Genomic DNA, 25,773 nt, shown 5'->3' with positions numbered 1-25,773 from the left:
TTGAAACTCCTTACAGGACCGCCGCCAAAGCGAAGGTCAAACCGAGGCCCATCAGCGAAATGATCGTTTCGCAGAGCGACCACGTCTTGAACGTCTGCCCGACCGTCATGCCGAAGTACTCCTTGATGAGCCAAAAACCGCCGTCGTTGACGTGCGAAAAAATCAGCGAGCCCGAACCCGTCGCCAGCACCAGCAGCTCCGGCTTCACCTGCACGCCGCTCGCCGCCGCCACCGGCGCGACGATGCCGCAGGCCGTCGTCATCGCAACCGTCGCCGAACCCGTCGCGAGACGGATCAGCGCCGCCACGAACCAGCCGAACAGCAGCGGCGACAGATGCGCAGCCGTCGCCGTCGCAACGATTTCCTTCGAAATGCCGCTATCCATCAGCACGCGGCCAAAACCGCCGCCCGCACCGACGATCAGCGTAATGCCCGCGATCGGCGCCAGACAGTCGCCGCAGAACTTCTGGATCTGCTCGCGGTTGAAGCCGCGTTGCGCACCGAACGTCCAGAAGCTGACGAGCACGGCGATCAGCAGCGCGACGTCGGACGTGCCGATGAACTTCAGCAGATCGTTCGCCATTGTCTTCGGCGCGAACACCAGATCGGCCCAGCTGCCAACCAGCATCAGGATCACGGGCAGCAGGATCGTGAACAGCGTGATGCCGAAGCCCGGCAGTTCGCGCTTCGTGTCGCGCTCTTCGGCATCGATGAACTGCGCGGCGAGCGGATTGTTCGCCGCGAGCTTGATATGACGGTGGATCAGCAGCGCGAACAGCGGACCGGCGACGATCGCCGTCGGCACACCGACGATCAGACCGTACGCAATCGTGCGGCCGATATCCGCGTGATACGCCTGCACCGCGAGCAGCGCCGCCGGGTGCGGCGGAATCAGGCCATGCACGACGGACAGACCCGCGACCATCGGCAAACCGATCAGCAGCAGCGATTTGCCCGTGCGCTTCGCGACGTTGAACGCGATGGGGATCAGCAGCACGAAGCCGACTTCGAAGAACACCGGCAAGCCGACGATGATCGCGACGACCATCATCGCCCAGTGAATGTTCTTCTCGCCAAACCACTTGATCAGTGTCGTGGCGACGCGTTCGGCGCCCCCCGATTCGGCCATCATCTTGCCGAGCATCGTGCCGAGGCCGACGACGATGGCGATATGGCCCAGCGTATTGCCGTTGCCCGTTTCGAACGACTTCACGATCGTGCCCGCCGGCATGCCGACGGCAAGACCCAGCAGCAAAGAAACGATGATGAGGACCAGGAACGGATAGACCTTGAAGCGCGTGATCATCAGGATCAGCACCGCAATGGCTATCACGGCGTAGATCAGCAGCATGCTGCCGTGGACAGCTTCCATGAAGCTCCTCCTTTGCTTTGTTGGTTTGTTCGTTGGAATTGCAAAGTGCTGCTGCACCTCGCCCGCTTCCGGATGCTAAAAGCGCCGCGAAAACGGGCGCTTTCGCGGACGCTGAATTTTACTGTTTGTTAACGTAGGTCGCGCAGGGAATAAACCCGCGTAAAAATAAAAAACCTCGCCGCTGCAGCCCTTTAGAGCTAGAACGGCGAGGTTCGCAAGATCCCGTTGCGCGCTGCGTCAAAACGCGATGCTGTGCGTCAATGAGCCGGCGGAGCCAGTTCGCTGGCAGCACGCGCGAGACGCGTAACTTCGTCCCAGTTTTGCGCGGCCAGCGCAGCCTTCGGCGTGAGCCACGAGCCGCCGACGCACACCACGTTCGGCTGCGCGAGGAAGTTCGGCGCGCTTTCCGCCGTGATGCCGCCCGTCGGGCAGAACTTGAGCGCCGGGAACGGGCCGTAGAACGCCTGCAGCATCGGCACGCCGCCCGCCTGCTGCGCCGGGAAGAACTTGACGATTTCGTAGCCGAGTTCGAGCGCGACGATGATGTCGGTCGGCGTCATCACACCGGGCAGCAGCGGCAGACCGGCGTCCTGCGCGGCCTTGTGCATGTCCTTCGTCAGACCGGGCGACACGCCGAACTGCGCGCCCGCCTTCTTCGCCTGCTCGCAATGCTCGGGCTTCGTGATCGTGCCGACACCGACGACGATGTCCTCGGCAAGCTGGCTCGCGCGCCTGATCGCCTCGATGCCAGCCGGCGTGCGCAGCGTGATTTCCAGCACCTTCACGCCGCCTGCGTGCAGCGCGCGCGAGACGTGTTCGCCCTGTTCGACGGTATCGAAAGCGAGGACGGGAATCACCGGTCCAAGGCGCACGATTTCGCTAACTGTTTTCGACGTCATCTTCAAACTCCTTATCGCTTATTTCTGCACTTATTTCTGCATTGCGTGAGTGGCTTCGCTCGCCGCGGCGCTTGCCGATTGAGGCGCTGGCTGCCCGGCGTGCGGCGCTTCGCCGACGAGCGGCCCGAACACCGACGCGCCCAGCTCCGCCGGCGCCGCCGCTGCACGGAACACGCCGAACAGCTCGCGGCCAAAGCCGACTTCGTTTTCCGCCTGATGCTGCGACACGGCAATCGGACGCGCAGCCCATTCGGCGGCGTCGATTTCGATATCGAGCAGGCCCGCTTCCGCATCGATCACCAGCATGTCACCCGTGCGCACCTTGCCGAGCGGACCCTGCAGCAGCGCTTCCGGCGACACGTGAATCACGGCGGGCACCTTGCCCGATGCACCGGACATACGGCCGTCCGTGACGAGCGCGACATGGAAACCCTGATCCTGCAGCACGCCGAGCAGCGGCGTCAAACGATGCAGTTCGGGCATGCCGTTTGCCCGCGCGCCCTGGAAACGCACGACTGCGATGAAATCGCGCTTCAGCTCGCCGTTATCGAATGCTTCCTGCACGGCTTCCTGCGAATCAAACACGATGGCAGGCGCCTTCACCGTCCGATGCTGCTGCGCAACCGCCGAAATCTTGATGACGCCGCGGCCAAGCTTGCCTTGCATCAGACGCAGACCGCCGTCCGGCTGGAACGGTTCGTCGAAACGGCGCAGCACGGCGGCGTCCTGGCTTTCGTCGACGCCCGGCACCCACGTCAGCTTGCCGTCGAGCAGCTTCGGCTCTTCCGTGTAATGCGCCAGGCCCTTGCCCGCGACCGTGTTGACGTCGTCGTGCAGCAGGCCGCCTTCGAGCAGGTTGCGCGTCAGGAACGCCATGCCGCCCGCTGCGTGGAAATGGTTCACGTCGGCCTTGCCGTTCGGATAGACCTTCGCGAGCAGCGGCACGGATGCCGACAGCGTGTCGAAATCGTCCCAGTCGATGATGATGCCCGCCGCGCGCGCAATCGCCACGAGGTGCAGCGTGTGGTTGGTCGAGCCGCCCGTCGCCAGCAGTCCGACGATCCCATTGACGATCGCCTTTTCGTCGATCACATGGCCGATCGGCATATAGTTGCCGCGCTCGACCGTGAGGTCGAGCACGCGGCGCGCGGCCTGCGCGGTGAGCGCGTCGCGCAGCGGCGTATGCGGATGCACGAACGCCGAGCCCGGCAGATGCAGGCCCATGATTTCCATCAGCATCTGGTTGCTGTTGGCCGTGCCGTAGAACGTGCAGGTGCCGTGGCCGTGATACGCGGCCGCTTCGGATTCGAGCAGCGCGTCGCGATTGCATTGGCCCGTCGCGAATTCCTGGCGCACCTTCGCCTTGGCGTCGTTCGAGATGCCGCTCGTCATCGGACCGGCGGGCACGAAAATGGTCGGCAGATGGCCGAACTGCAGCGCGCCGATCAACAGGCCCGGCACGATCTTGTCGCACACGCCGAGGCACAGCGCCGCGTCGAACATGTTGTGCGTGAGCGCGACGGCCGTGCTCATCGCGATCACTTCGCGCGAGAACAGCGACAGCTCCATGCCCGCGTTGCCCTGCGTGATGCCGTCGCACATCGCGGGAACGCCGCCCGCGAACTGCGCGACGCCGCCGTTCTCACGCGCGGCGGCCTTGATGATCTCGGGGAAATCCTTGTACGGCGCGTGCGCCGAGAGCATCTCGTTGTACGACGAGACGATGCCGATATTCGGCTGCCGGATCTGCTTGATGACGAGCTTGTCATTGCCTTCGAGGCCGGCGAAGCCATGCGCGAGGTTCGCGCAGGACAGCGCGCCGCGCGCCGGGAACTTGCCCTGCGCCTGGTCGATGCGCGCCAGGTACGCTTCGCGCGTCGGCTTGCTGCGCTCGATCACGCGCTTCGTGACTTTCATCAGTTGCGAATGCGGGGAAACCATCGATGCTCCTTCGTCGCTGGCTCGCGCTGATGCGCGCGTTGCGCCAGATTGGTATCGCGGGGAACGGCATGGAGAGCCGGCAACCGGGATATTAGTAGAAAAACTACATGCGCACAATGTGGCAGTTGCTGAATCGACAGATCGCCTGAATATATGCAGGACCGTTGTGCATTGGTGCTTTCAGCGACTGGACGCGGATCATCAGGGTAATCACCTACAGCACATATGTAGTTTTTGTACTTGATTCGTCTATCAGCTATAGTCCACGCATTCTTCAGCATAGTGCGAGATTCCCGATGATGCTGTCCCAGGTGGAAGCGATGCGCGATCAGATGCGCCCTTCCGAACGCAAGCTCGCCGACTACGTGATGGAGGCGCCGCGCGAGGTGCTCGATCTGTCGATGACGGAGGTAGCCGCGCGCGCGGGCGTCAGCCAGCCGACCATCGCGCGTTTCTGTCATGCACTCGGCTTTTCCGGCTTCCGCGAATTCAAGATCCGTCTGGCGCAAGGCATAGCAACGGAGGTGCCCGCCGTTTACCGCGACGTGCGGCCCGACGAGCCCGCGCCGGGCGTCGCGGCGAAAGTGCTCGACCGGACCATCGGCGCGCTGATCCAGGTGCGCAATAATCTGTCGTCCGATAGCGTCGCGGCCGCGATCCAGCTGCTCGCGCACGCAAAACGCATCGAGTTCTACGGCGCAGGCGGCTCGGGCATCGCCGCGCTCGACATGCAGCACAAGTTCTTCCGGCTCGGCATGCCGAGCGTCGCGTATTCCGATCCGCATACATTCCTGATGTCGGCGGCGCTGCTCGGCGAAGGCGATGTCGTCGTGGCGATTTCGAACACGGGCCGCACGCGCGACATCATCGACGCTGCGAAATCCGCGCTTGCCGCGGGCGCGAAGGTGATTGCCGTAACGCATGGGAATTCGCCGCTGGCGCGGATCGCGTCGATTGGGCTGTTCGCCAACGTCGACGAAGACACGGACATTTTTTCGCCGATGACCTCGCGCACCTCGCATCTCGCGATCGGCGATATCCTGGCTGTGGGCGTCGCGCTGCAACGCGGGCCCGAACTGGCGGAGAAGCTGGCAGGCGCGAAGGATCTGATTACGCAGCGCAGAGTGGCGACATAGCGATCTGCGCGGTACCGGCGCATAAACGCAAAATGGGCTCCCGGAGGAGCCCATTTCGCTTTTACAGCGTACTGCTGATGAAACCTGCGCTCAGGCGGCCTGACTGCGCCGCCCTTGCGCTTAGCTGATGCTTACCATTGGTACGACGCACCTACGCCAACCGTCGTGCCCTGCCCGCTGATACCGGCGCCCATCTTGACCTTGATGTTCTCCGTGATGCGTGCCGAGGCACCCAGCGCGGCGGCCTGATAGCCGTGGTACGAACCGCTGCCGATGCCGACCGCGATCGTCTTGCCCTGATCGACATCGGGGATCATCGTCAGCGCGGTGGCCGCCGCGATACCCGAGTAGGCGTTGCGCGCCACGCTGTTCACGCCCTGCTGGACCATGTTGATCTGCTGGTCGGTGTACTTCTTGGCAGTCGTGCCGTCGATCGCGTTGGCGTTCGTGAGCGCATAACTCGGTGCGCTAACCACGCCCGTCGTCGAGTTGTAGGCCGCGCCGCCGCCAAGTGCAGCAGCCGTCGTCGTGCCTTGCTGGTTAACTTCTGCGTCTTCCGATTGCAACTGGCTCACGTTCACCGCATCCGTGCCGTTCAGGCCCGCTGCGACGTTCGTGATGCGGCGCTCGCTACCCGCTGCGCCCACCGACACTTCACCCGCAGCCGTGGCCGCCGACAGCGTGCCGCTGCCGGGGTTGTAGCCGGCCGTGCTCAACGTTGCCGAATTCGCGACCGACTTATAGCCCAGCGCGACCGAGTTGGATGTCGTCGCTGTAGAATAGGCGCCCAACGCGCTTGCATAGGATCCTGATGCTGTAGCGGAATCGCCAAGCGCGCTGGTGCTCTGTGCGCTTGCAATCGCCCCATTACCGACGGCGGTAGACATTGAACCGCTGGCAGTGGTGTAAGTACCAAGCGCTGTGCTCCACAATGCCGTCGCGCTAGATTGCTGACCAATGGCCGTTGAGAGCTGCCCTGTAGCTGTGCTCTCATAACCGATCGCGATCGCCCCGTTATTGGCGGCATTGCTATAGAGTCCCATAGCGATCGCGTAGGAACTAGATGCAGTCGCCTGGTCTCCGACAGCAACAGAGTAGTTGCCAGTCGCAAGGGCGCTCGGGCCATAAGCCACCGCGGTGCTCACGCCCGAATTATTGCCACCGTCGAGTGCTCCGGCATGGGCCGCCACTGAGACGAGTACACCGGCCCCCGCAGCAGCGATCGCCACCACTGCTCGAACACTCTTCTTCCCGCGTCCCCGCGCATTCTCCTGCGCCGCAACCCAGGTCCCAGTCGACTCATTCCACACGGAACGATATGTCTTGTTCATCTGCAATCCTAAATTAACTGATATTCACGAATAATCGAACGCGGCTTTAGTCGGGCGATTAACCTCGACAAAGACGGCAATGCGTCTGGAGGGAGGGGGTCTTGAATGCGGTTCCGGTCGATTACTCGGTCAAACGCGATCAGAGACGAGGATTGCAGGTCTTTTTGAGATCAACCCGCGCAAACACTCTTACTCACTCCAACGATCATCTTGAATTTATTGCGATGAGCGACATATCTACATCGGACGAGTCCTAATCTCTCATCCTTTCTTCACCTCAAAGCGAGAAAATCTGAGAATCGGCCGTGGGCAGTGCGCACGATGCATGACGGAGAAGTTCGAATGAGCTTCCGCTCAGGCCAAACAAACCGAGGAAGGAGAGGGGCGCGCCCCGAAGACACAGCGAGGTTGACGAATCAGCGCTGCAAGTTGACGAAGAGCGGAGGAAAACGCGTCGCGATAAATGGTATGAAGAATTTGCGGTCGCGATCGCCGTGATTGACACGTACTGCGCATCGCAGAAGACCTCTGGACACGTGAATGCCCATTCCAAAAACAAAAAAGCCCGATCTGCCAATTCAGCAAACCGGGCCTTTCCAAAACCAAAACTACCGCGTCATCGACGCAAAAACCAACTCAAAACGGCTTGATCACCACCAGCGCCACTGCCGCGAGCATCCCCAAAACAGGCAGTTCATTGAACATCCGATACCACTTGTGAGAGCGTTGATTCAACCCGCGCTCGAAGGTCCGCAACAGCACCCCGCAATACGCGTGATAGAGGACAAGCAACACAACAACACCAACCTTCGCATGAATCCACCCCTGCCCGCTGCCGATCCCAACCGCAAGCCACAACCACAGCCCACAAGCCAGCGCCGGCACCGCGATGAACGTCATGAAGCGAAACAGCTTGCGCGCCATCAGAAGAAGACGCTTGACGGCGTTCGGATCGGTCTCCATCGCGAGATTGACGAAGATGCGCGGCAGATAGAACAGGCCCGCAAACCACGACGCGACCAGAACGATGTGAAACGTCTTGACCCACAGCATCTGCAATCTTGTTCTCCGTTTTAGGTTCTTAAGACTACTGACGCCCCTCGCCGTGCCCCAGCACGACATACTTCAGCGACGTCAGCCCTTCCAGCCCGACCGGCCCGCGCGCGTGCAGTTTGTCGTTCGAAATACCGATTTCCGCGCCGAGGCCAAACTCGAAACCATCGGCGAAACGCGTCGATGCGTTCACCATCACGCTCGCGGAATCGACTTCGCGCAGAAAACGCATCGCGCGATCGTGGTCTTCCGTGACGATCGCATCCGTGTGCTGCGAGCCGTATTCGTTGATGTGCTCGACGGCCTGATCGATACCGTCCACCACCTTGATCGCCAGCACGGGGGCCAGGTATTCGGTGCGCCAGTCTTCTTCCGTTGCATCGACCAGCGGCCCGACGCCCGCATCCGCGAGCACCTTGCGCGCCGCCGGATCGACCCGCAGCTCCACTTCCTTCTCGCGATACAGCTTGCCGAGCGCGGGCAGCACGTCGGCCGCAATACCGCGTGCGACGAGCAGCGTCTCCATCGTGTTGCAAGTGCCGTAGCGATGTGTCTTCGCGTTGTCGCAAACATTCAGCGCCTTGGCGATGTCCGCGCGATCGTCGACATACACATGGCAGATGCCGTCGAGATGCTTGATCATCGGCACGCGGCCTTCTTCGATCAGCCGCGCGATCAGGCTCTTGCCGCCACGCGGCACGATCACGTCGACGTACTCGGTCATCGTGATCAGCTTGCCGACGGCCGCGCGATCCGACGTTTCGACCACTTGCACCGCTTCCTGCGGCAAACCGGCCTTTTTCAGCCCTTCGCCGATCAGCTTGGCCAGCGCCGTATTGCACTCGAGCGCCTCGGAGCCGCCGCGCAGAATCGTCGCGTTGCCGGATTTCAGGCACAACGCGGCCGCGTCGATCGTCACGTTCGGACGCGATTCGTAGATGATGCCGATCACGCCGAGCGGCACGCGCATCTGGCCGACCTGAATGCCGCTCGGCCGGTACTTCAGGTTGCTGATCTCGCCGATCGGATCGGGCAGCGCGGCCACCTGCCGCAAACCTTCGACCATCGTCTTCAGCGCCTTGTCGGACAACGTCAGACGGTCGATGAAGGCCGCGTCGTGGCCTTTGTCCTTCGCCCGAGCCAGGTCGCGCGCGTTCGCTTCTTTCAGCGTGGCCGTCTCGCGCTCGATCGCGGCGGCAACAGCTTCGAGCGCGGCATTCTTCGCCGCCGTCGACGCCCGCGCCATCGCACGCGATGCGTGACGCGCGCGGCGGCCAAGGTCGGTCATGTACTGGTCGATATCCATGATGATTCCCGTTGTGCCGCTCGATGCTTCAGTTGTATCTGAAGTGCGGCTGACAATTTCTGAGAGCGGAACGATCCGCCGATTGTATGACGTGTGACAGTAGTCTGCTCGGCGCAGCGGCGCCGTGTCACGGGCTGGGAAAGGCTGCCGCGCGGCCTGTGTGACGGGTTCTCACTACGCTTCGCCGCCGGTAACGACGCGGGTAGCAGCGAAGAACCCTTCAGGCGTGCGACAGCCTACGACGGTCGGCGCAGTGGCGCCCGTCGCGCCGGTGGTGGCGCCGGCCGGCCCGGAGCGGGCCGCGTCGGCGCGGCGTGCGCCTGCGAAGCGGAAGCGCCCGCCACGGCCATCGCGAGTTCGAAGAGCCCCGCCCACGCGTCGGGCGGCGGGTCGTTGCGATGATTGCCCGGCGTGCCGCCTGACAAACCCTTCACCTGCCGGTCGAGCTTCGCCGCGAGCGCGAGCGCCTTTTCCAGCGACGCTTCCGTCACGCGCGACAACGCCGGTCCGACGAGCCGCTCGCGCGGCCCCCACACGCGGTTTTCGCGCAGCAGCATCGCGAGCGGCTTGCCCGCTTCGACGCCGCGCTTGATGCGCAACAGCGTGCGAATCTCTTCGACGACGGCCCACAGCACGAGCACCGCGGCTTCGCCTTCACCCTTCAGACCATCGATCATCCGCGACAGACGGCCGACGTCGCCCGCGAGCATCGCTTCGTTGAGCTTGAACACGTCGTAGCGCGCGACGTTCAGCACGGCGTCGTGAACCTGTTCGAACGTCAGCGCACCCGACGGATACAGCAGCCCGAGTTTCTGGATTTCCTGATGCGCGGCGAGCAGATTGCCTTCGACCCGCTCCGCAATGAACTGCAACGCGCGCCTGCCTTCTTCGCCCGCCGCGACGCGCTGGCCCTGCTGCGCGAGACGCTGTCCGACCCAGTTCGGCAATTGCGCGCGCTCGACGGGATCGATTTTCAGCGCGACGCCGGCGTCGGCGAGCCCCGTGAACCACGCGGCCTTTTGCGTCGCCGCGTCGAGGCGCGGCAGCGTGACGAGCGTCAGCACGTCGGGATTCGCGGCTGCCGCGAGCGTCTTCAATGCATCGGCGCCTTCCTTGCCGGGCTTGCCCGTCGGAATGCGCAATTCGACCAGTTGGCGGTCGCCGAACAGCGACATCGACTGGCTCGCGCCGAGCAGCGAACTCCAGTCGAAGCCGCGCTCCACCGTGAACACCGTGCGATCCGTGAAGCCGCCCGCGCGCGCCGCCGCGCGGATGCGGTCGCACGCTTCCTGCGCGAGCAGATGCTCGTCGCCGTACACAACGTACAGACCGGCAAGACCTTTCGCGAGATGCGCTTCGAGCGCGTCAAGACGCAGTTGCATGGCGACGGATGTTCGAGAGTGAAAGCGGAGTCAAGCGATGAATCAGAGCGGCGGCGGCGGCAGCGGCGCGCGCGGCGAAATGCCTGGCACTTCCTGGCCCGGCGCCGGATGCAGCGAACGCACGACGGCAAGACGGCGCATCAGCTGATCGACGGCGTCGTTCTGCATGTCGGCGTAGAGGATGTCCGCTTCGGAAGATTTCGCCTGCGAGAACTGATCGCTGTAGGTCATCGCGCGGTTCAGCGCGATCGAGCTGGGCGGAATCAGCAAGGTGCCGTCCGCGCCCCGCAGCGTGTAGTTCAGCGAGTAGTTCAGCGCGTACTCTTCCACCACGCCGAGGGAATTCAGCGTCAGCGTAGCGAAGCCGCGCGATTCGCTGATCGACAGGATCGCGTCGGCATTGACGGGCGAAGTCACGATCACCGTGTCGCTGCCGCCCTGTACCATGCGCGTCAGGCGCGCGGCGACGGGCGCCGCCGCGCCCGAGATGGCGAGGCGCTTGAACGCGTAGTCCTGCTGTCCGCGCAGCTGGAAGCCGCACGCGGACAGCAGCGCCGCGCTGCACGCCAGAGTCAAAAACGATCTGCGAGTCACATGAGCTCCTGGTTCGCAGTTAAGGCTAGATCGGCGCGGCCGTCAGACAACGACGTTCACGAGGCGGCCCGGCACGACGATGACCTTCTTCGCCGGCTTGCCTTCGCTGAACTTCGCGAACATTTCGTGCGCGAGCGCTGCGGCTTCGATCGATTCCTTCGACGCGTCCTTCGCGACCGTCACGGCGCCGCGCACCTTGCCGTTCACCTGCAGCACGAGTTCGATCTCGCTTTGCTCGAGCGCCTTTTCGTCGACCTTCGGCCACGGCGCGTCGAGCAGATTGCCGAACTCGCCTTCGTAGCCGAGTTCGCGCCACAACTGGAAGGTGACGTGCGGCACGACCGGGTACAGCACGCGCAGCAGCACGCCGTACGTTTCGCGCAGCACGGCGGCGCTTGCGCCGGGCTGGGCGCCGCGGGCGCTTTCGATCGCATTCAGCATCTTCATCGCCGCCGACACGACCGTGTTGTACTGCAGACGCTGATAGTCGAAGTCCGCCTGTTTCAGCACGCTATAGATCTCGCGGCGCAGCGTCTTGTCCGTATCGGCGAGCTTCGCGGCCTCGAACGCAGCGCGTTCGGAGAGCGCTGCTTCGTTCGCCTGACCGAACGTCCACACGCGGCGCAGGAAGCGGCTCGCGCCTTCGACGCCCGCGCCCGACCACTCGAGCTGCTGTTCCGGCGGCGCGGCGAACATCGTGAAGAGACGCGCGGTGTCGGCGCCGTACTGGTCGATCAGCACCTGCGGGTCGACGCCGTTGTTCTTCGACTTCGACATCTTCTCGACGCCGCCGAGCACCACGGGCTGGCCGTCGGCGTTCAGCGTCGCACCGACCGGGCGGCCCTTGTCGTCGTGCGTGACGGTGACGTCGGCCGGGTTGTACCAGGTCTTCTTGCCCGCGTCGTTTTCGCGGTAGTAGGTTTCGTTGAGCACCATGCCCTGCGTCAGCAGGTTCCTGGCCGGCTCGCCGAACTTCACGATGCCCAGATCGCGGCAGACCTTCGCCCAGAAACGCGAGTACAGCAGGTGAAGAATGGCGTGCTCGATGCCGCCGATGTACTGATCCATCGGCATCCAGTAATCAGTGCGCTCGTCGACCATCGTCTTCGCGTCGGGTGCCGCGTAGCGATAGAAGTACCAGGACGAATCGACGAACGTGTCCATCGTGTCGGTTTCGCGCTTCGCGGCCGCGCCGCACGTCGGACACGTGCAGTTCACGAACGCTTCGGACTTCGCAAGCGGATTGCCCGTGCCGTCCGGCACGAGGTCTTCCGGCAGCACGACGGGCAGATCCTTCTCGGGCACGGGCACGTCGCCGCACGACGGGCAGTGGATGATCGGGATCGGCGTGCCCCAGTAGCGCTGACGCGAGATGCCCCAGTCGCGCAGACGCCACGTAACCTGTTTGTCGCCGAGGCCGAGCGTCTTCAGATCAGCCGCGATCGCGTCGACGGCGTCGCCGTAATTGAGGCCGTCGTACTTGCCGCTGTTGATGAGGACGCCGTTTTCCTTGTCGCCGTACGATTCCTGCCATGCGTCCGTCGAGAACGGCTCGCCTTCGACCGCGACCACCTGCTTGACGGGAATGCCGTACTTCTTCACGAACGCGAAGTCGCGCTCGTCGTGCGCGGGCACGCCCATCACGGCGCCTTCGCCGTAGCTCATCAGCACGTAGTTGCCGACCCACACCTCGACCTTTTCCTGCGTCAGCGGATGCGTGACGAAAAAGCCCGTGGCCATGCCCTTCTTTTCCATCGTCGCCATGTCGGCTTCGGCGACACCGCCCTGCTTGCATTCTTCGATGAACGCCTGCAGTTCCGGCTTGCCTTGCGCGAGGCGCGTGGCGAGCGGGTGTTCGGCGGCGACCGCGCAGAAGGTCACGCCCATGATCGTGTCGGCGCGCGTCGTGAACACGCGCAGCAGTTTCTGCTCGCCATCCAGTTCGTACGGGAAGCCGAAGTTCACGCCGAAGCTCTTGCCGATCCAGTTCTGCTGCATGACCTTCACGCGCTCGGGCCAGCCGAGGCCGTCGAGGTCGTTCAGCAGTTCATCCGCGTACTGCGTGATGCGCATGTAGTACATCGGGATTTCGCGCTTCTCGACGAGCGCGCCCGAACGCCAGCCGCGGCCGTCGATCACCTGCTCGTTCGCGAGCACGGTTTGATCGACGGGGTCCCAGTTCACGGTGCCCGTCTTCTTGTACGCGATGCCCTTTTCCAGCATCTTCAGGAAGATCCACTGGTTCCACTTGTAGTAGTCGGGGCTGCAGGTGGCGACTTCGCGCGACCAGTCGATGGCAAGACCCATCGACTGCATCTGCTTCTTCATGTACGCGATGTTGTCGTACGTCCACTTCGCGGGCGGCACGCCATTGGCCATCGCGGCGTTTTCGGCGGGCATGCCGAACGCGTCCCAGCCCATCGGCATCAGCGTGTTGTAGCCGTTCATCCGCAGATAGCGGTACATCACATCATTGATCGTGTAATTGCGTACGTGCCCCATGTGCAGCTTGCCCGACGGATACGGCAGCATCGAAACGCAATAGAACTTCGGCTTGTCGGCCTTTTCCGTCGTTTTGTACGCGTCGGTGGCGCGCCATTGTCCTTGCGCGGCGGATTCGACGTCGGAGGGAACGTATTTTTCGTGCATGGTGTGATGGGATCGCTGTTCGGTGCCGCTGTTCAGTTGCTTCGGCACCGGCGGGGTGCTCTGCGTGATGAAAGTCTCGTCGATTCCCCTTTCGTCAAGGGGAAAGGGCTGATTATACCGTTCGGCCGGGTTCACGCCGCGCGCGATTGAGTGGAGACACTGCGTTTTGCGCGGCAAATACGCACCAATCGGGCGCGATCGCGCGATTTTGGACGTGTCGCGCGGCGCCTTATTGCGAGGAAGACGCGGCGGCCGGCGTCACTGCCGGACTACCCGCTTTGGCCTCGCCCGACGGCGGTTCCGTCACGAAGCCGATGCGCTCCAGCCCCGCTTGTTGCGCCGCGCCCATCACCTGCGCGATGACTTCGTAGCGCGTCGAGCGCTCGGCGCGCAGATGGATTTCCGGCTGTTCCTTCAGTTTGCCCGCGTCGTTGAACTGCGCGCGCATCTGCTCGAGCGTGATGGGCTTGTCGTTCCAGTAGAGCTTGCCTGCCGCGTCGATCGACAGCGTGATGGTCTGCGGTGTCTCGCGCGACTCGGCGGCCGCGACGCGCGGCAGATCGAGCCGGATCGCGTGCGTGAAGAGCGGCGCCGTGATGATGAAAATGACGAGCAACACGAGCATCACGTCGATCAGCGGCGTCATGTTGATGTCCGCCATCGGCGCGGCCGTCTTGTGTCTGTCGAGTCCGCCGAATGCCATGTGCCGTGCCTCGCTCTCGCCCGTGATGTGCGCTTACGCCTGCGTCCGCGCGGGCGACCGTGCGCCTTGCGCGTCGCGCAGATCGCCGCGTGTGGCGCCGTGTGTTTCGTCGGCGGGCGCGCAGACGCAGGCGTGCAGGTCATGCGCAAAGCCGTCGAGTTCCTCCGACACCTGCCGCACCATCCGCCCCAGCACGTTATAGGCGAGCACGGCGGGAATCGCGACGACGAGGCCGAACGCCGTCATGATGAGCGCCTCGCCGACGGGCCCCGCGACGTTTTCGATCATGGCCTGCCCGCTCTGCGCGATGCTGCCGAGGGCGTGATAGATGCCCCACACGGTGCCGAGCAGCCCGACGAACGGCGCCGTGCTGCCCACCGACGCGAGCAGCACCTGCCCGAACTCCAGTCTGCGCTGCGAGCGGTGCAGCGCCTGGCGCAGCGCCCGCAGCACGCGTTCGCTGCGTTCGACGCGCGCGAGCAGCGCGCCCGGCGTTTCGACTTCCGACGCCTGCAGCGCCGCCTCAGCAAGCGGTGAAAAGATATGCTCGCGGTCCGCGAGTCTTAAAGTGGTCACGCCTTCGGACAGCGTCGGCGCCTGCCAGAACCGCGCGACTGCGCGCGGCCCTTGCCGCTTCGCGCGGCTCAGCATCCAGCTTTTGACGATCAGGAAACACCAGCTCGCAACCGACATCGCCAGCAGCACATAGGCGACGCCATGCGTGATGGCGTCGCTGGTTTGCAGATAGTGGATGATGCCGGTGTTTGCCATCGGAGCTCGCCGGTTGCCAGGGCCGTTGCGCCCCGGCAAGTGAAAGGCTGATGCAGGGCTTAGCGCAAGCCGAGCACGTCCTGCATGTCGAACAGGCCGTTTGCGTGGCCTTCGAGAAAGCGCACCGCGCGCACCGCGCCTTGCGCGTACGACAGACGGCTCGCCGATTTGTGCGTGATTTCGATGCGCTCGCCGATACCCGCGAACAGCACCGTGTGATCGCCGACGATATCGCCGCCGCGAATCGCCGAAAAGCCGATCGTGGACGGATCGCGCTCGCCCGTCACGCCTTCGCGCGCGTAGACGGCGCAATCTTCGAGCTTGCGGCCGAGCGCGCCGGCGATCACTTCGCCCATCGTCAGCGCGGTGCCCGACGGCGCGTCGACCTTATGACGGTGATGCGCCTCGATGATTTCAATGTCGTAGCCCTGCGAGAAATGGCGCGCGGCAAATTCGAGCAGCTTCATCGTGACGTTCACGCCGACGCTAAAATTCGACGCGAACACGATGCCGATTTTCTCCGACGCCGCGCGGATCTGCGCCTTCTGCGCGTCGTCGAAACCCGTCGTGCCGATCACGAGCTTCGTGTTCGTGCGCAGCGCGGCTTCGATGTGCGCGAGCGTGCCCTCGGGGCGCGTGAAGTCGATCAGGTAGTCGGATTGCGCGAGCACGGCGTCGATATCGTCCGACAGCAGCACGCCCGTCTGCTTGCCCAGAAACGCGCCCGCGTCCTGGCCGAGTAGCGGCGCGCCTGCGCGATCGAGCGCACCCGACAGCTTGATTTCAGGATCGTTGAGAACGGTTTCGATGAGCATCCGGCCCATGCGGCCCGATGCGCCGGCGATGGCAATTTTCATGGGTAGTCCAGAAACAGCGCCTGTGCGATGCGCTGATGGTTAGCGCGCGGCCTGGCGACAAAAGAAACGAAACGGGCGGCGTCTTGCGGCGGCAGCGCGCCGGGCAAGACACATGATGGGCAGGCGACGGATTCACCCGCCCATCATGTTACGGACAACGGAATCAGCCGCCCGTTCCCGTGCCCGTTTGTACGGAAGATTGCGACGATTTGGCGGGCGCGTCTTTCGACTGGCCGTTGTTGCTTTCCGGGCCGGTCGGGCCGACCGGGTTGTCGCTCGGTACGCCCTGCATCTGCGGGGGCGGCGGACGCGTGAAGCGGAACTGCGGCTGGCCCGGCTCCGTCGCGTTCTGCGGCACGCCACCGTTCGACGGCGGCGTGTTCGCACGCACCGACGGCGTCGCGCCCCGCGCGGGTGCCTGCACGGCGTTGGTCAGGCGGTTCGCGGCTTGCGCGGCCTGCGCGTTCGGATCGACGGCGGGCAGATTGCCTGCCTGGGCGGCTTCGGACGTCGCCGAGCGGACCGTGTCGGGCGAGACGGCAGGTGCCGCAGCGGCCGCAGCAGGCGCGCTCGCTGCGCTACCCGCGCTCGCGACCACGGGCGCTACGGCCTTTTTCTTGCCGGTGCGGTCGCCGTCGATATCGGCGAGCAGTTCGAGGTTGGACGGCAGATCTTCGCCGCCCGACCAACTCGCGACGCGATCGCCAGTGAAATTCACGATGAAGTCCCGCTGCTGGACGATCGACGTCGAGCCGCGCTTGAAATAGAACACGTAGTCCCAGCGGTCCGCGTGGAACATGTCCGTGAGAAGCGGCGTGCCGAGTACCTGTCTGACCTGCGCCCGCGACATGCCGACCTGCATCTGCGCGGCCATTTCGCTCGACACGAAATTGCCTTGAACCACAGTAATGCGATATGGCGTGATGCTTTGGGCAACACGCTGAGTCAGGCTGTCATACGTGGAACATCCAGCAAGTACGGCCACGGCCGCAGCGACGATCAAGGTACGCCGCACGCGGCTCCCCCGGTTGATCAATAGAGCTTTTGGAATCATTTCCCTCACCGTGCGGGCTTCCCGAGCCGCGCGTGTTTCCGTGTAAGATGACCTGAACAGCAATTCACATTACCATTAGAACCCCGCATTGTACTCTAGGGATCCCTTGCCATGACCAATCCAACCGATCTGAAAAATATCGGGCTCAAGGCGACCCTACCGCGCCTCAAGATTCTGGAGATCTTTCAGCACAGCCCGGTGCGCCATCTGACCGCCGAAGATGTCTACCGCAACCTGCTGCATGAAGAACTGGATATCGGGCTCGCCACGGTGTATCGCGTGCTCACGCAGTTCGAGCAGGCAGGTCTGCTGTCGCGCAGCAACTTCGAGTCGGGTAAAGCCGTTTTTGAGCTGAACGAAGGGACACACCACGACCATCTGGTGTGTATCGATTGCGGTCTCGTCGAAGAATTTTTCGACCCCGAGATCGAGAATCGCCAGCAGGCGATCGCGAAGGAACGCGGCTTCAAGCTGCAGGAACACGCGCTCGCGCTGTATGGCGCGTGCACCAAGGACAAGTGCCCGCATCGCAAGCACTGACGCACGCGTCCGGCGCACTTTAGCCGGTAAGACGCAGAAAGGCCCGGCCGTTTCCATCGGCCGGGCCTTTTGCTTTCCGGCGCTTACCGCGACCGCAACCCGGCCAGCAAGCGGCCAAAAAGCGGCCCTCAATCGGCCATCAATCGGCAAGCATTTCGAACGATTCACGCTCCAGCCGCCACGGCTGCGGCAACGGCGCTTCGTCGCAATTCGGCCCTTCCCCGCCGCGATCGATCACCACGAAATCGCTCACGCGCCCGAGCGCCAGCAGCGGATGATGCCAGACGCCTTTCGCGTAATTGACGCCTTGCCAGCCGTGCGTCGAGAAAGCTCTGAGCTTCGTCGGATCGAGTTCGCCGGCGGGCGCGACGACGATCAGATACGGCGCACTCGACAGCGGCACGAATGCCTGGCTGCCGAGCGGATGCCGCTCCATCATCGCGATCTCGATCGGCCATGCACGCGGCTGCGCGCGAAACACATTGATCAGCGGACGGCCGTCTCGCGTCGTCACGTCCACTCGCGCGAGATCGTGGAAACGCTCGGTCGTGCCTTCGTTGATCGGGTAATGGCGCGCGCCGTCCAGTTCGATCACGTCGCCGAACGGGACGAACGCTTCGCGGGTCAGGCGCTCGATGCGCAGTGTGTTCATGACCTTCTCCGTCGATCCTTGCAGTACGCGTTACTCGGGCTCGCCCCACAGACGCAGCCGCGACACGCCGCCGTCCGGGTAGATGTTGAAGCGTACGTGCGTCACGGGGCCAAGCGCGGCGAGTTCCGCGGCGAAGGTGTGGACGCTGTCCATCTGCAGCTTCTGTTCGGGCAGCAGCACAGGCCAGAACATCGCCTGCGTGACGAGCGAATCGTCGGTGCCGCCTGTGACGGACGCCGCCTGCAGCGAGCAGCGATCCGGGAAATTGCCCTTGAAATGCGCCGTGTCGACTTCGACCTTGCGGATCACGCCCGGCCGCGCAAGCGCGACGATCGCCCAGTCGTTGCCCGGCTCGCGGCGGCGCCGCGTTTCCCAGCCGTCGCCCATGTTCACGCCGCGTCCCGGCATCAGCATCTGCGATGCCGGCCCGAAATGCTGGTTGTTCGCCGCAACCAGATACGCGCCGTTTTCGACAGCCGCAAGATCGATCAGGCTGCCGCGCTCGGCGCGCTCCCAGTCGCGCTTCGGTTGTCCGTATACGCGCAGCCGTGCGAGTCCGCCGTCCGGATACAGGTTCACGCGCAGATGCGTGAATGCACGCGCGTCATGCACTTCGACGTAGTGGTGCTGATTGCCCTGCAGCGTGGTTGCGGGGACGATGGCTTGCCAGTCGGCGTTGTCGGCGGGAACGTCGTCGGCCGAATAGCAGGCTTCGATCGAGGCCGCCGGCGGGAAGTTGCCCGTGAAGTGGCTCGTATCGAGATCGACGCCATGCACGACGCCCGGCCGCGCGAGCCGCACGACGCAGTAGTCGTGGCCCGTCGTGCGCTTGCGGCGCGTTTCCCAGCCGTCCATCCACTTGCCGTGGTCGTCGTACTTGCCGGGGATGAACACGGCCGGCTGCGGGTCGAGCATCCGCTCCTTCGGCGCGAAGAATTCGTCGCTGGCGAAGAGCGCCTTGGCGCCGAGGCGCGGGTCGGCGAGATTCATGTAGCGGCGCGTGAAGGCGGGTGCGTTCGGATCGAGAATCGGATTAGCCATGATCGGTTCAGTTTTCGGTCGAGAGGTGCGATTGAGGTGAGCTTTGCTCGAATAGGCGGCGGACCGTTTCGGTCCGCCGCATTGCCACGAGTGGTCGGTCAGATGGCGGGAAAGCGTGGTCAGACAGCGTGCGCCGGGTTCGCGTGGCCCGTCTCGCCGTCGAGATCGGTGCTGGCGGGCACGAAGCGGAAGTCGCTGTCGAGATTCAGCACGCGGCGGGCGCGCGCCTTGTCGATGTCGTTCTCCCACACGGCGACGACGACCGTCGCTACGCAGTTGCCGATCAGATTGGTCAGCGCGCGGGCGATGCCGACGAACCAGTCGACGGGCAGGATCAGCACGAGGCCGAGCACGGGGATCGCCGGAATCGCGGAAAGCGTCGCGGCGAGAATCACGATCGCCGAGCCGGGAATGCCGTGCGCGCCCTTCGACGTAATCAGCGACACGAGCACGACGACGATCAGATCGTGCATCGACAGCGGCGTGTTCGTGGCCTGTGCGATGAAGATCACGGCGAGCGTGAGATAGATCGAGAAACCGTCCAGATTGAACGAGTAGCCGGTCGGAATCACGAGACCGACGGTCGAATCCTTCACGCCCATCCATTCGAGTTTGCGCATGATCTGCGGCAGCACGGCGTCCGACGAAGCGGTGCCGAGCACGATCGACAGTTCTTCGCGCAGATAGCGGATCAGCTTGAACACGCTGAAGCCCGCCAGACGCATCACGACGCCCAGCACGACGGCGACGAACACGATGCAGCTCGCGTAGAATACGACGACGAGCATGCCGAGCTGCTTGAGCGACGCGACACCATACGTGCCCGTCGTGAACGCGATCGCGCCCAGCACGCCGAGCGGCGCGAGTTTGATGATGAAGCTCATCACGCGGAAGAACACTTGCGCGAGTTCGTCGATCAGGCCGTTGACGCGCTGCACGCGCGGCCCGAGCAGCGACAGCGCCGAGCCGACGAGCACGGAGAACACGAGAATCTGGAGGATGTCGCCCTTCGCGAAGGCATCGAACGCAGTCTCGGGAATGATCTTCAGCAGGAAGCCGGCCGTGTCCTTGAGGCTCTTCGCGTGCTCGGTGTACGAGGAGAGCGACGCGGGATCGAGCGAATGCAGATCGATGTTCATGCCGACGCCGGGGCGCGTCACGTACGCGAGCACCGCGCCGATCACGAGCGCGATCGTCGTCATGATCTCGAAGTAGACGACGGCTTTCAGGCCGACGCGCCCCACTTTCTTCAGATCGCCCGCATGCGCCATGCCGCTGACGACGACGCAGAACACGATCGGCCCGATCACCATCTTGATCAGCTTGAGAAAGCCGTCGCCCAACGGACGCAGCGACTGTGCGAAATGCGGAAACAGCGCGCCGATCACGATGCCCGCCACAAGAGCGATCACCACCCGGCCAAACAGCGAATTGAAAAACTTCAACACGGCTTTCTCCCGGTCACGAATTGGGTCAGCAGCACGATTATCAGGCCTCCATTCATACCGGTCTGACCAGTGCTGTTATGGCGAATAGTAGGAAGCCGATATAGTGAGGTCAAGTTTTGAAGGGGGAGTGTTTACCCGGTCTGGTCTGACCGGATTTCTCGCGCGGAACTTGCGGTCTGGAGACGGTTTGCACGTTGAGTGCGAAGCCGTTCTAGAATACTGGTCAGACCGCCCTGAACCGCCGCCGCCATCATGAAAAACGTGCCGCACACCGTCACCGACGCTGCCATCGCGACGATTCGCGAGAGGATCGAAGGCGGTGCTTATCCTGTCGGGAGTTTGTTGCCGGCGCAGCGGCAATTGTCGGAGGAACTGGACATCAGCCGGGCGTCGCTGCGTGAGGCGCTATCGACTCTCGAAGCGCTCGGCATGCTGACAATTCGCCCTGGGAAGGGCGTGTATGTGCAGTCGGCGAAGGCATCGTCGGCACATCCGTGGCGGTTCGCCGATCAGTCGTCGTTGCCGGATACGTATCAGATGCGGTTTGCTTTGGAAGGGTTTGTCGCGAGGATGGCTGCGCTGGCTATCGGCGACGACGACGTTGCGTGGTTCGAGGAAAATATTACTGCTTTGCAGGCGGCGCTTGTGAACGGTGATCTCGACGATGCCGCGCAGCTCGATTTCGACTTTCATATGCGTATCGTGGGGATTGCTGGCAATGCTGCCATCGAGTCCATTCTTCGCAGCAGCGCTGACATCATGAAGGAGAGTCAGCGGATGCCGTTTTATCGGCGTGAACTCGTGCTGTCTACCTATCATGAGCATCGGGCGATTCTTGATGCGCTCAAGGCGCGTGATCCCCACGCCGCCGGGCTCGCTATCGAGAAGCACATCGCTAATGCTGCGCAGCGGGCTGGGGTTTATTTTCCTACGCCGCAAGTGTGAGTTGTTTGTCTGCGACGCAGTCGCCATTATTTGTTTTTTGTTTTTTGCTTTTTGCTTTTTGCTGCGCTGGCTTCCGCGATTTGGTATCGGTGCTTTTTGGGTTTCGCTGGCATCCGCGGTTTCGTATCGGTGCTGCAAGCGTTGCCCCTGTGCGGGGCGGCACTTACTTTCTTTGCCGCCGCAAAGAAAGTAAGCAAAGAAAGCGGGCTAACACCGCCAATACTAGTTGTTGCCTGCGGCCCCCAACCGGTCCCGCACTCCAGACGGCACGCGCTATTTCATGTGTGTTGCCAACGCCTTTAACGGGCGCATCACCCGCTCCATTCACCCGTTGCGCAGCCAGCGGCAGCGATCCGTCTGCGCCGCCCAGGTGGCAAACTGTGTGTAGCTTGTCGCACCTTACGCGTTGGTGCTCCTACGACACCGATCCCGCTTTTCAGTCCGGAGTGGCGCACTTCCATCGCGACAGCCTACACACAGTTTGCCACCTGGGCGGCCGGGGACTTCTGCTAACGCAGTCCGTGACGCCGGAGTGTGAAGTGGGGGATGCGAATCTGAGGGCGCTGGCAACGGGCATTAAGTAGCTCGATGCCGCGTGGAGTGCGGGACCCGCCGGGGGCCCGCAGGCAGGGAGAAGGATTGGCGGTGTGAGCGGCTTTCTTTTGCCTACTTTTCTTTGCCGCTGCAAAGAAAAGTAGGTGCCGCCCCGCACAGGGGCAACGCAAGAAGCACCGATATGAAATCGCGGATGCCAGCAATAAAAAAAGGCCACCCCCAAAAGAGCGGCCTTCGGCAAAACAACAAAAAAAACCTTACTTCGCGTTAGCGAAAGCCACAGCCGTATCCAACATACGGTTGGAGAAACCCCACTCGTTGTCGTACCAGCTCGAGACCTTCACCAGACGGCCCGACACCTTCGTCAGCGTCGCGTCGAACGTCGACGAAGCCGGGTTGTGGTTGAAGTCGATCGACACCAGCGGTGCCGAGTTATACCCGAGGATGCCCTTGAGCGCGCCTTCCGAAGCTTCCTTCATGATCGCGTTGACTTCGTCGACCGTCGTGTCGCGCTTGGCGATGAATGACAGGTCGACGATCGACACGTTGATCGTCGGGACGCGAATCGCGTAGCCGTCCAGCTTCCCGTTCAGTTCCGGCAGCACGAGACCGACGGCCGATGCCGCGCCCGTCTTCGTCGGGATCTGGCTGTGCGTGGCCGAGCGCGCACGGCGCAGGTCTTCGTGGTACACGTCCGTCAGAACCTGGTCGTTCGTGTACGCGTGGATCGTGGTCATCAGACCCGTCTCCAGACCGATCTTGTCGTTCAGCGGCTTGACGAGCGGTGCGAGGCAGTTCGTCGTGCACGATGCGTTCGAAATAACCGTGTGCTCGGCCTTCAGCACGTTGTGGTTCACGCCGTAGACGATCGTTGCGTCGACGTCCTTGCCGCCCGGCGCCGAAATGATCACCTTCTTCGCGCCGCCCTTGATGTGCGCGCTTGCCTTTTCCTTCGTCGTGAAAAAGCCCGTGCACTCCATCACGACGTCGACGCCCAGCTCGCCCCACGGCAGTTCAGCCGGGTTGCGGTTGGCCAGCACGCGGATCTTGTCGCCGTTGACGATCAGGTTCTCGCCGTCGACGGTCACTTCGCCCGGGAACTTGCCGTGCGCCGTGTCGTACTGCGTCAGGTGCGCATTGGTCTTGGCGTCGCCCAGATCGTTGATCGCGACGATCTCGAGGTCGTGCTTCTTGCCGTTTTCATAGAAGGCGCGCAGCGTGTTGCGGCCAATACGGCCATAGCCGTTGATTGCGACGCGAATCGTCATGTTCTATCTCCTGATGGCTGAAAAAATTCTTCCGTGATGCTTCGGCCGATGCGCCTCGAAGCGTTCATGCGCGCCGCCCGAAACGCGGCGCGCACGACGCTGCGCGCTATCAGCCGAGTGCGGCCTTGGCCGTCTCGACAACCTTCTCGACGGTGAAACCGAAGTACTTGAACAGCGCGCCGGCGGGAGCCGACTCGCCGAACACGTCGATACCAACGACGCCGCCTTCCAGGCCCACGTACTTGCGCCAGAAGTCGGTGACGCCCGCTTCGATCGCGACGCGGCGCACGCCATGCGGCAGCACGCGCTCACGGTACTCGGCGTCCTGCTTGTCGAAGGTGGTCGTGGAAGGCATCGACACGACGCGCGCCGCGATGCCTTCGCGCGCGAGCGCTTCGACGGACTTCATTGCCAGTTCGACTTCCGAACCCGTCGCGATCAGGATGATCTTGCGTGCCGGGATGTCGTCGTTCCAGTCCTTCAGCACGTAGCCGCCCTTCGCGATGTTCGCGATCTGCGCGTCAGTGCGGGTGTTGAACGCGAGGTTCTGGCGGCTGAAGATCAGGCACGACGGACCGTGATGTTCGACAGCCTGCGTCCACGCGACGGCCGTTTCGACGGTATCCGCCGGACGCCACACTTGCATGTGCGGAATCAGACGCAGGCTCGCGACGTGTTCGATCGACTGGTGCGTCGGACCGTCTTCGCCGAGACCGATCGAGTCGTGCGTGAACACGAAGATGGACGGCGACTTCATCAGCGCAGCGACGCGCAGCGCGTTGCGGCTGTAGTCCGAGAACGTCAGGAACGTGCCGCCGAACGCCTTGTGGCCGCCGTGCACCGCGAGGCCGTTGATCGCCGCGCTCATGCCGAATTCGCGCACGCCGTAGTTGACGTAATTGCCCGCCGCGCCGTTTTCGCCGACGCGCACGTACTTCGCCGCCTTCCAGTTCGTGAGGTTCGAGCCCGTCAGATCAGCCGAGCCGCCGACCAGTTCCGGCAGCACAGCCGAGAGGCCTTCGATGGCCTGCTGCGACGCCTTGCGGGTTGCGATGGTTTCGGCGCGCTCGTTTGCACCGGCGATGATCGCCTGCGCCTTTTCCGCCCAGTCGGCGGGCAGCTTGTTCGCCATGCGGCGCTCGAAGTCTGAGGCTTCCTGCGGATACTTCGCGCGGTAGGCGGCGAACGCGTCGTTCCACTCGCCTTCGATCTTCGCGCCCGTCTCCTTCGCGTCCCACGCTGCGTAGACTTCTTCCGGGATCACGAACGGCGGGTAGTTCCAGCCGAGCTTTTCGCGCGTCGCGGCCACTTCCTTTTCGCCCAGCGCCGCACCGTGCACGTCGTGCGAGCCCGCCTTGTTCGGCGAGCCTTCGCCGATCACCGTCTTGCAGCAGATCAGCGTCGGCTTGTCCGACTGCCTGGCCTTCTTGATGGCCGCGTCGACCGCCTCGACGTCGTGACCGATCACGCCCGGAATCACGTTCCAGCCGTACGCTTCGAAGCGCTTCGGCGTGTCGTCGTGGAACCAGTGGATCACTTCGCCGTCGATCGAAATGCCGTTGTCGTCGTAGAACGCGATCAGCTTGTTCAGCTTCAGCACGCCGGCCAGCGAGCAGGCTTCGTGCGAAATGCCTTCCATCAGGCAGCCGTCGCCGAGGAACACGTACGTGTTGTGATCGACGATCTTCGCGTCAGGCTTGTTGAATTCGTTCGCGAGCAGCGACTCGGCGAGCGCCATGCCGACAGCATTCGCGAGACCCTGGCCGAGCGGGCCCGTCGTCGTCTCGACGCCCGGCGTGATGCCGTACTCCGGGTGGCCCGGCGTCTTCGAATGCAGCTGGCGGAAGTTCTTCAGCTCTTCCATCGGCAGGTCGTAGCCTGTCAGATGGAGCAGCGAGTACAGCAGCATCGAGCCGTGCCCGTTCGACAGCACGAAACGGTCGCGATCGGCCCATTGCGGATTCCTGGGGTTGTGGCGCAGATGCCGCGACCACAGCGCCACGCCGATCTCGGCCATGCCCATCGGCATGCCTGGGTGACCGGAATTCGCTGCTTGAACGGCATCCATGGCGAGCGCGCGGATCGCGTTGGCCATCAGGGAAGTAGGGGCGGGAGACGGGGTCGTCATGTCGAGTCCGGAGATTGGTCCAAAAAGCGGAGGCGCCGATGGTGGTCCGGAAGTCGTGCGGCCAATCTGCTTCGGCGCGCGGTGCGGCGCCGGGAGACGCGAGGCAGGCAGAGCAAACGGACAGGGCAGCAAAGCGGGATATTCTAAC

21 protein-coding genes are annotated in these 25,773 nt (G+C 63.4%); 3 read left to right on the top strand and 18 right to left on the bottom strand.

From position 1 onward, the window contains the following. Window positions 1–10: 10 nt before the first annotated feature. From FRZ40_RS14095 to edd, 3 genes are all read right to left on the bottom strand, one after another. Window positions 11–1,372, bottom strand: a complete 1,362-nt coding sequence (locus FRZ40_RS14095; protein ID WP_028371832.1) for a GntP family permease — start codon at window positions 1,370–1,372, stop codon at window positions 11–13. A 257-nt stretch (window positions 1,373–1,629) separates the two neighbouring features. Continuing rightward, the gene (eda, locus tag FRZ40_RS14090; protein ID WP_028371831.1) at window positions 1,630–2,271 is read right to left on the bottom strand and encodes a bifunctional 4-hydroxy-2-oxoglutarate aldolase/2-dehydro-3-deoxy-phosphogluconate aldolase; all 642 of its coding nucleotides are present in this window, start codon (window positions 2,269–2,271) and stop codon (window positions 1,630–1,632) included. A gap of 30 nt (window positions 2,272–2,301) precedes the next feature. After that, window positions 2,302–4,212, bottom strand: coding sequence for a phosphogluconate dehydratase (edd, locus tag FRZ40_RS14085; RefSeq protein WP_147234429.1), 1,911 nt, complete (start codon window positions 4,210–4,212; stop codon window positions 2,302–2,304). A 296-nt stretch (window positions 4,213–4,508) separates the two neighbouring features. Here edd and FRZ40_RS14080 point away from each other — a divergent pair, with 296 nt between their 5' ends. Further along, window positions 4,509–5,348, top strand: coding sequence for a MurR/RpiR family transcriptional regulator (locus FRZ40_RS14080; protein WP_028371829.1), 840 nt, complete (start codon window positions 4,509–4,511; stop codon window positions 5,346–5,348). Window positions 5,349–5,479: 131 nt separating this feature from the next. Here the strand turns inward: FRZ40_RS14080 and FRZ40_RS45960 are convergent, their stop codons facing one another. The 10 genes from FRZ40_RS45960 to FRZ40_RS14030 form a co-directional block, all read right to left on the bottom strand. Further along, window positions 5,480–6,679, bottom strand: coding sequence for a YadA-like family protein (locus FRZ40_RS45960; protein WP_147234428.1), 1,200 nt, complete (start codon window positions 6,677–6,679; stop codon window positions 5,480–5,482). A gap of 636 nt (window positions 6,680–7,315) precedes the next feature. Next, window positions 7,316–7,732, bottom strand: a complete 417-nt coding sequence (locus tag FRZ40_RS14070; protein WP_035545259.1) for a CopD family protein — start codon at window positions 7,730–7,732, stop codon at window positions 7,316–7,318. A gap of 34 nt (window positions 7,733–7,766) precedes the next feature. Then, a complete protein-coding gene (locus tag FRZ40_RS14065) occupies window positions 7,767–9,038 on the bottom strand; it encodes a glutamate-5-semialdehyde dehydrogenase (protein WP_147234427.1) in 1,272 nt (423 codons plus the stop codon). Window positions 9,039–9,274: 236 nt separating this feature from the next. Continuing rightward, window positions 9,275–10,420: a DNA polymerase III subunit delta gene (gene holA, locus FRZ40_RS14060; protein WP_147234426.1), complete on the bottom strand. Its 1,146-nt coding sequence runs from the start codon at window positions 10,418–10,420 to the stop codon at window positions 9,275–9,277. A gap of 42 nt (window positions 10,421–10,462) precedes the next feature. Further along, window positions 10,463–11,014 carry an LPS-assembly lipoprotein LptE gene (locus tag FRZ40_RS14055; protein ID WP_028371825.1) on the bottom strand — a complete coding sequence of 184 codons (552 nt, stop codon included), beginning with the start codon at window positions 11,012–11,014 and terminating at the stop codon, window positions 10,463–10,465. 42 nt (window positions 11,015–11,056) lie between these two features. Next, complete coding sequence (leuS, locus tag FRZ40_RS14050; protein WP_147234425.1) at window positions 11,057–13,663, bottom strand: leucine--tRNA ligase; 2,607 nt, start codon at window positions 13,661–13,663, stop codon at window positions 11,057–11,059. A 229-nt stretch (window positions 13,664–13,892) separates the two neighbouring features. Continuing rightward, window positions 13,893–14,366: an ExbD/TolR family protein gene (locus FRZ40_RS14045; protein ID WP_028371823.1), complete on the bottom strand. Its 474-nt coding sequence runs from the start codon at window positions 14,364–14,366 to the stop codon at window positions 13,893–13,895. 33 nt (window positions 14,367–14,399) lie between these two features. Beyond that, window positions 14,400–15,137 carry a MotA/TolQ/ExbB proton channel family protein gene (locus tag FRZ40_RS14040; RefSeq protein WP_147234424.1) on the bottom strand — a complete coding sequence of 246 codons (738 nt, stop codon included), beginning with the start codon at window positions 15,135–15,137 and terminating at the stop codon, window positions 14,400–14,402. Between the two features lie 59 nt (window positions 15,138–15,196). Continuing rightward, window positions 15,197–15,994 carry a 4-hydroxy-tetrahydrodipicolinate reductase gene (gene dapB / locus FRZ40_RS14035; RefSeq protein WP_147234423.1) on the bottom strand — a complete coding sequence of 266 codons (798 nt, stop codon included), beginning with the start codon at window positions 15,992–15,994 and terminating at the stop codon, window positions 15,197–15,199. 163 nt (window positions 15,995–16,157) lie between these two features. Continuing rightward, window positions 16,158–17,048, bottom strand: coding sequence for an outer membrane protein assembly factor BamE (locus FRZ40_RS14030; RefSeq protein ID WP_051446806.1), 891 nt, complete (start codon window positions 17,046–17,048; stop codon window positions 16,158–16,160). 111 nt (window positions 17,049–17,159) lie between these two features. Between FRZ40_RS14030 and fur the strand changes: the two genes are divergently transcribed. Next, entirely contained in the window at window positions 17,160–17,588 is a 429-nt protein-coding gene (gene fur / locus FRZ40_RS14025; RefSeq protein WP_012401967.1) for a ferric iron uptake transcriptional regulator, read from the top strand. Window positions 17,589–17,727: 139 nt separating this feature from the next. On the opposite strand, the gene FRZ40_RS14020 is transcribed toward fur, so the two are convergent. The 3 genes from FRZ40_RS14020 to FRZ40_RS14010 all read right to left on the bottom strand — a co-directional run bounded on the left by FRZ40_RS14020 (window position 17,728) and on the right by FRZ40_RS14010 (window position 20,729). Beyond that, on the bottom strand, window positions 17,728–18,240 hold the full coding sequence (locus FRZ40_RS14020; RefSeq protein ID WP_147234422.1) for an ureidoglycolate lyase: 513 nt from the start codon (window positions 18,238–18,240) through the stop codon (window positions 17,728–17,730). Between the two features lie 30 nt (window positions 18,241–18,270). Continuing rightward, entirely contained in the window at window positions 18,271–19,281 is a 1,011-nt protein-coding gene (gene alc / locus FRZ40_RS14015) for an allantoicase (RefSeq protein ID WP_147234421.1), read from the bottom strand. Window positions 19,282–19,400: 119 nt separating this feature from the next. Further along, window positions 19,401–20,729, bottom strand: a complete 1,329-nt coding sequence (locus FRZ40_RS14010; RefSeq protein ID WP_147234420.1) for a C4-dicarboxylate transporter DctA — start codon at window positions 20,727–20,729, stop codon at window positions 19,401–19,403. 252 nt (window positions 20,730–20,981) lie between these two features. Between FRZ40_RS14010 and FRZ40_RS14000 the strand changes: the two genes are divergently transcribed. Continuing rightward, entirely contained in the window at window positions 20,982–21,674 is a 693-nt protein-coding gene (locus FRZ40_RS14000; RefSeq protein ID WP_028371816.1) for a FadR/GntR family transcriptional regulator, read from the top strand. A gap of 812 nt (window positions 21,675–22,486) precedes the next feature. Here FRZ40_RS14000 and gap read toward each other — a convergent pair. After that, on the bottom strand, window positions 22,487–23,497 hold the full coding sequence (gene gap, locus FRZ40_RS13995) for a type I glyceraldehyde-3-phosphate dehydrogenase (protein ID WP_028371814.1): 1,011 nt from the start codon (window positions 23,495–23,497) through the stop codon (window positions 22,487–22,489). Window positions 23,498–23,606: 109 nt separating this feature from the next. Beyond that, on the bottom strand, window positions 23,607–25,625 hold the full coding sequence (tkt, locus tag FRZ40_RS13990) for a transketolase (RefSeq protein ID WP_147234419.1): 2,019 nt from the start codon (window positions 25,623–25,625) through the stop codon (window positions 23,607–23,609). Between the last annotated feature and the right edge of the window lie 148 nt (window positions 25,626–25,773).

The sequence above is a fragment of the Paraburkholderia azotifigens genome, from assembly GCF_007995085.1.
Lineage (GTDB): Bacteria > Pseudomonadota > Gammaproteobacteria > Burkholderiales > Burkholderiaceae > Paraburkholderia > Paraburkholderia azotifigens.
The sequence above is the reverse complement of the archived record's forward strand: the minus strand, read 5'-3'. Positions and strand labels throughout refer to the sequence as shown.

What these genes read in the sequence shown, in the direction of transcription:
- FRZ40_RS14095 (WP_028371832.1), bottom strand. Translation starts at nt 1,372, where the DNA reads ATGGAAGCTGTCCACGGCAGCATGCTGCTGATCTACGCCGTGATAGCC.
- eda (WP_028371831.1), bottom strand. Translation starts at nt 2,271, where the DNA reads ATGACGTCGAAAACAGTTAGCGAAATCGTGCGCCTTGGACCGGTGATT.
- edd (WP_147234429.1), bottom strand. Translation starts at nt 4,212, where the DNA reads ATGGTTTCCCCGCATTCGCAACTGATGAAAGTCACGAAGCGCGTGATC.
- FRZ40_RS14080 (WP_028371829.1), top strand. Translation starts at nt 4,509, where the DNA reads ATGATGCTGTCCCAGGTGGAAGCGATGCGCGATCAGATGCGCCCTTCC.
- FRZ40_RS45960 (WP_147234428.1), bottom strand. Translation starts at nt 6,679, where the DNA reads ATGAACAAGACATATCGTTCCGTGTGGAATGAGTCGACTGGGACCTGG.
- FRZ40_RS14070 (WP_035545259.1), bottom strand. Translation starts at nt 7,732, where the DNA reads ATGCTGTGGGTCAAGACGTTTCACATCGTTCTGGTCGCGTCGTGGTTT.
- FRZ40_RS14065 (WP_147234427.1), bottom strand. Translation starts at nt 9,038, where the DNA reads ATGGATATCGACCAGTACATGACCGACCTTGGCCGCCGCGCGCGTCAC.
- holA (WP_147234426.1), bottom strand. Translation starts at nt 10,420, where the DNA reads ATGCAACTGCGTCTTGACGCGCTCGAAGCGCATCTCGCGAAAGGTCTT.
- leuS (WP_147234425.1), bottom strand. Translation starts at nt 13,663, where the DNA reads ATGCACGAAAAATACGTTCCCTCCGACGTCGAATCCGCCGCGCAAGGA.
- FRZ40_RS14045 (WP_028371823.1), bottom strand. Translation starts at nt 14,366, where the DNA reads ATGGCATTCGGCGGACTCGACAGACACAAGACGGCCGCGCCGATGGCG.
- FRZ40_RS14040 (WP_147234424.1), bottom strand. Translation starts at nt 15,137, where the DNA reads ATGGCAAACACCGGCATCATCCACTATCTGCAAACCAGCGACGCCATC.
- dapB (WP_147234423.1), bottom strand. Translation starts at nt 15,994, where the DNA reads ATGAAAATTGCCATCGCCGGCGCATCGGGCCGCATGGGCCGGATGCTC.
- FRZ40_RS14030 (WP_051446806.1), bottom strand. Translation starts at nt 17,048, where the DNA reads ATGATTCCAAAAGCTCTATTGATCAACCGGGGGAGCCGCGTGCGGCGT.
- fur (WP_012401967.1), top strand. Translation starts at nt 17,160, where the DNA reads ATGACCAATCCAACCGATCTGAAAAATATCGGGCTCAAGGCGACCCTA.
- FRZ40_RS14020 (WP_147234422.1), bottom strand. Translation starts at nt 18,240, where the DNA reads ATGAACACACTGCGCATCGAGCGCCTGACCCGCGAAGCGTTCGTCCCG.
- alc (WP_147234421.1), bottom strand. Translation starts at nt 19,281, where the DNA reads ATGGCTAATCCGATTCTCGATCCGAACGCACCCGCCTTCACGCGCCGC.
- FRZ40_RS14000 (WP_028371816.1), top strand. Translation starts at nt 20,982, where the DNA reads ATGAAAAACGTGCCGCACACCGTCACCGACGCTGCCATCGCGACGATT.
- gap (WP_028371814.1), bottom strand. Translation starts at nt 23,497, where the DNA reads ATGACGATTCGCGTCGCAATCAACGGCTATGGCCGTATTGGCCGCAAC.
- tkt (WP_147234419.1), bottom strand. Translation starts at nt 25,625, where the DNA reads ATGACGACCCCGTCTCCCGCCCCTACTTCCCTGATGGCCAACGCGATC.